We start from the raw sequence: 4,344 nt of genomic DNA on the forward strand, positions 1-4,344 counted from the left end.
AAGGTTTTGAACGACGATTCTCTCAAAATCTTGCACCTGTTTCGCTCGTAAAGCCACAAAACCCTTACCTTGCCTACATTTCACATTTATTCAGCCAGCCTACTTATAGAGGAGAGGCACTCATGCAACAGGCAAGAGGCAAAAGGGGGAATAAATAATCAGTTTTTAATAACCAGATTTAGTATCAGTTCCTCTGAACTTAGATGTTCGGCTAAGTCAGCTTTCTTGGGCATTTTATCTCCTTGTCTTTACTCGTTTTATTATAACAGGATTTGGTATTAGAAGACAAAACAGGATAGACTTTTCTCTAGTCCGATCGATTTTGGGGACAATGAAGGATTTATTGGCGATTTTTAGCAAGGAATTAAGCTCTTGGTTTCGGCGCTGTTGGTTAGCGGTACTATTGACCGGCAGGGTTTTTTACTTCCTATTCACGCGCCAACCCGATTGGCGCGTCACCCAAGAACAAATGGTGGCAGCCGGGCCCGCCTCGCTGATTATCGCCATGATCACGGCCGCGGTGATCGGGATGATCTTTACGATCCAAGTGGCCCGGGAGTTCCAAGCCTTGGGCGCTGGCAGTATGGTGGGGGGAATTTTGGCCCTTGCTCTCGGTCGGGAACTCTGTCCGATTATGATGGCGATCGTGGTAGCCGGTCGGGTAGGATCGGCTTTTGCGGCGGAAATCGGTACCATGAAGGTGACAGAGCAGATCGACGCACTCTATATGCTCAAAACCGATCCCGTGGAATATCTGGTGCTGCCCCGTTTAATTGCCTGTTGTCTGATGGTTCCCGCTTTGAGTGTTATGGCGTTGCTGATCGGTTTAGGTAGCGGTTTGCTGGTCGGCCAAAGTTTATACGGGATTGCTAATTCAGTTTTTCTCGACTCGGTTCGCGGTTTTCTGGGTGTGGGAGATGTGCTGAGTGGACCGGTTAAAGGGGTGGTTTTTGGGGCTTTAATCGCGATTATCGGCTGTAATTGGGGTTTAACGACCGATGGCGGTGCTAAAGGAGTCGGCCAAGCTACTACCGCGGCCGTAGTCACTATGCTCTTAGCGATTTTTGTATCTAATCTGCTGATGACCTGGATCTTGTTCCAAGGATCTGGCAATAGTTCGGTTTTATTTGGACAGTAATTTCAGTTAAAAACGCTCATTTTCTCGCCATTGTTCTCAATCCTCTACTGATACCATTTTTCTTTATTCTTGGCAGGTATCTTACCCCCCCTTGCTACGATGTCGGGTTAGGGTTGATTCATGAATCAACCCTAACCCTGTCCCCACGAAAAACTTTTTCAGCAGACCCTAACTATAACTTAAGAGCAAAATAGCCGATTTTTTAGCTAACTTAACAATACCCAGTTCACCAAAACTACCCCTGCACCACCTGTTTAAGGGTGGTAAAGGTTTCTAGGTTGATTAACCCCCGGCGCTGGCCTTTTTGGTTGGAAATGCCCAAAAATACCGATTCTCCCTGTTTGGGATTGCGATCAAATCGGGGTGAAGAATTGATATAAACTAAAGCACTATCGGACTCCATGGCGAATTGACGACTTTCTCGATAGGATTCGGTGACAATACAATCCGCGTGACCGCTACTATACTTATTAATCCAAGCGATCGCATCAGTGAGGGTATCCACTAACCTAAAGGCCACCGTTTTTTCTAAATAGGGTCTTTGCCAATCATTATCGGTGGCAATGGTTAAATGTTCGGGAAAATCCGCCGCTAATCGGGTATCTCCCCGCAATTTAAAGCCTTTTTCCTGCAAACTTTTAAACAAACGACTTAAAGTCGAAGAATTCTGATGGGGACTAATTAAAACTTTTTCGATCGCGTTAACCGGATCCGGTATGCTGCCATGACTATCGATAATTACCTGACGGGCTAACTCCAAATCGCCACTAGGAGACCAATACAAATAACAGTTTCCCATGGCCGCGCGCAAAACGGGAACCGTGGCCAATTGACTCACCTGACCGATTAAACTAGGGCGACCGTAGGGAATAATCAAATTAACATAATTTTCCTGCGTCACCAACTCCTCTAGGGAGGGACTAGAATCACAGGGTAAACCACTAACACAATCCACCGGTAAACCCACATCCTCCAATGCTTCTTGGATAATTTCCGTAATCACTCCATCGGAATGACTAGAGGCATTGGAACCGCGAATAATCAAACTATTGCCACTTTTTAGGGAAAATCCCGCCGCTACCATCGCTAATTCGGGAAAACCTTCATAGACTAAGGCAATCACTCCTAAAGGCATCCTTTGGCAATAGGTTTGGGACGGATTAAGTTGATAGGCCGCGTTAATTACCTGTTGCAGAGGATCCGATGCTTCCGCTAGTTGTTGCAATACCTCCACCGTCGTCTCTAAACGTTCGGGAGTTAACCGTAACCAGCGAATCATTTGTTCTGAGACGGCCATCTCTCGACTGACCTCTAAATCGAGGGTATTGGCTTCTAAAATGCGATCAAAGCCAGTTTTAATGCCATTAGCGATCGCGATTACCCCGCGATTTCTTTCGTTGCCATTGAATTGACCCAGATCCAGAAAAGCATTGTATGCTTGCTTAAAGATCGTCGGGGGGGTTTTGGGGGAACTTTCGATCATAGATTCTTGTCTAGCGTCGATAGGCTAACCAAAAGATGAATGCGGGCAAAATAACTAATAGCATAACTAGAATTGCCCCAAAAATCACGCTTAACCCCGGCGGTGATTTCAAGATTAACGGTAGCCAGACGATCGATAATAACAGAATTATCCCCATCATCAGGGGCAAGACTCCTTCCCCAAGGCGCTGATTCGTACTCACCCAACGAAATCCCGTCCAGCGCCAAGTGCGTTTATAGGGATAGTGGGGGGCTAATTGTTCGATAATTTGGCCGTTTTCCTGTACCACAAATATCTGTTGACAGCGATCGCATCCAAAGGCATCGGTCAATAAAATCGGGCATAATGTCCCTTTCCGACGACAGGGACAAGGATAGTCTTGGTGTTGGTCGATTTTGGTATATTTATGCGGTCGCACAAGCTAAATTTTTGTTTATAAACGGTTGTTTTTAGTCGCTCGTGGTCAATGGCTAAGGTATTCAACGGTTGCCCAAAATCCTCAACCCTATTGCTCACGGGTAATTCCCATCTTAAGGGATATCCCTAAATTATTCATCCTGACCTTAAGGTATATTTCAAGATTTTTTCAAGCGGGCAACGCGATTCGAACGCGCGACATTCACCTTGGCAAGGTGACGCTCTACCACTGAGCTATGCCCGCAAGCTTTTTTTTACACTTCTATAAGTGTGCCAAATCTCAGACCATTTGTCAAGTAGTTTGGAGCATTTTTTGACAATGATTCATCTTCTGGCAAATCCCCCAAACCGGTAATAGCTTCGAGAACCACTTCTATCTTAGCCTGTAGTCGGTTGAACTGATGTTCCAAGCGATCAAAACGCTTGTCAATGGCGGCGAATTTTTCATCTATATGCCGTTCCATAGCGTCAAAAGCTGCCGTAATCCGCCCCTCTGGTTCTAAATCTAATTCCAGAGTCTTGATTCTCTCGACAGCGTTGACTAATTGCCGTCTGAGTTGGTTAATATATTTGTTCTGTTCAGCTTCGCTCATCAGTGGAACTCCGGGAGTGGGAACAACTAAAATCCTAAATGCCGGGGGAATTTTCTTAGCCTTCCATCAGTGCCTGTTGGGGATTATTTTTCAATAATTCTAGGGGTTTATCTTCATCCCGGGGGCGCAATTGACGCATGAGACTAGCCATTTCTAGGGCAGATAGGCCATAATTCCAGCCCAAATTACTTTTAATACCGGCCCGTTCGAGGGCCTGTTGTAGAGTATCAGTGGTGAGAATACCGAAGACAACGGGAACACCTGTCTGAAAAGCGGCCGCGGCGATACCCTTTGCGGCCTCGGCGGCAACGTAATCAAAATGGGGCGTTTGGCCGCGAATAATTGCCCCTAGACAAATAACGGCATCGTAACGGTGGGAAAGGGCGACTTGACGGGCTACCATTGGCACTTCAAAGCTACCGGGTACCCAGATATAATCGACTTGGGTGCCATCGGGATTGACATCAACCCCGTGACGCTTCAGACAGTCTTGACAGCCTGATAACAGTTTATCAGTGACGAGATCGTTAAAACGACCAATCACGACCGCAAAGCGCAAAGAGGATATGTCCTCGGTAAAATTTCCCTCAAAAACAGTCATAGGTAGAAGGGGATAGGGGTTGGGGAAGTGGGGAAGTGGGGAAGTGGGGAAGTGGGGAAGTGGGGAAGTGGGGAAGTGGGGAAGTGGGGAAGTGGGGAAGTGGGGAAGTGGG

4 protein-coding genes, 1 tRNA gene and 1 pseudogene are annotated in these 4,344 nt (G+C 46.6%); 1 reads left to right on the forward strand and 5 read right to left on the reverse strand.

Annotation, left to right across the window (positions count from 1 at the left end):
• Positions 1-331 precede the first annotated feature (331 nt).
• Positions 332-1,138 (forward strand): MlaE family lipid ABC transporter permease subunit, encoded by an 807-nt coding sequence (locus IM477_RS00040; protein ID WP_002798033.1) that lies wholly within the window; start codon positions 332-334, stop codon positions 1,136-1,138.
• 235 nt (positions 1,139-1,373) lie between these two features.
• Here the strand turns inward: IM477_RS00040 and IM477_RS00045 are convergent, their stop codons facing one another.
• The 5 genes and pseudogenes from IM477_RS00045 to ribH all read right to left on the reverse strand — a co-directional run bounded on the left by IM477_RS00045 (position 1,374) and on the right by ribH (position 4,232).
• The gene (locus IM477_RS00045; protein WP_061432145.1) at positions 1,374-2,621 is read right to left on the reverse strand and encodes a glutamate-5-semialdehyde dehydrogenase; all 1,248 of its coding nucleotides are present in this window, start codon (positions 2,619-2,621) and stop codon (positions 1,374-1,376) included.
• Positions 2,622-2,631: 10 nt separating this feature from the next.
• Entirely contained in the window at positions 2,632-3,039 is a 408-nt protein-coding gene (locus IM477_RS00050) for a hypothetical protein (protein WP_287729935.1), read from the reverse strand.
• A gap of 171 nt (positions 3,040-3,210) precedes the next feature.
• Positions 3,211-3,282: transfer RNA gene (locus tag IM477_RS00055), tRNA-Gly, on the reverse strand.
• 73 nt (positions 3,283-3,355) lie between these two features.
• Positions 3,356-3,631, reverse strand: a pseudogene (locus IM477_RS00060) (hypothetical protein); the annotation flags it as partial.
• Positions 3,632-3,686: 55 nt separating this feature from the next.
• Entirely contained in the window at positions 3,687-4,232 is a 546-nt protein-coding gene (ribH, locus tag IM477_RS00065; RefSeq protein WP_287729936.1) for a 6,7-dimethyl-8-ribityllumazine synthase, read from the reverse strand.
• Between the last annotated feature and the right edge of the window lie 112 nt (positions 4,233-4,344).

Origin of the sequence: Microcystis sp. M090S1 (genome assembly GCF_020246295.1) — a bacterium.
Lineage (GTDB): Bacteria > Cyanobacteriota > Cyanobacteriia > Cyanobacteriales > Microcystaceae > Microcystis > Microcystis aeruginosa.

Bases quoted from the DNA above. Each gene is read 5' to 3' on its own strand.
- IM477_RS00040 (WP_002798033.1), top strand. From the start codon at position 332: ATGAAGGATTTATTGGCGATTTTTAGCAAGGAATTAAGCTCTTGGTTT.
- IM477_RS00045 (WP_061432145.1), bottom strand. From the start codon at position 2,621: ATGATCGAAAGTTCCCCCAAAACCCCCCCGACGATCTTTAAGCAAGCA.
- ribH (WP_287729936.1), bottom strand. From the start codon at position 4,232: ATGACTGTTTTTGAGGGAAATTTTACCGAGGACATATCCTCTTTGCGC.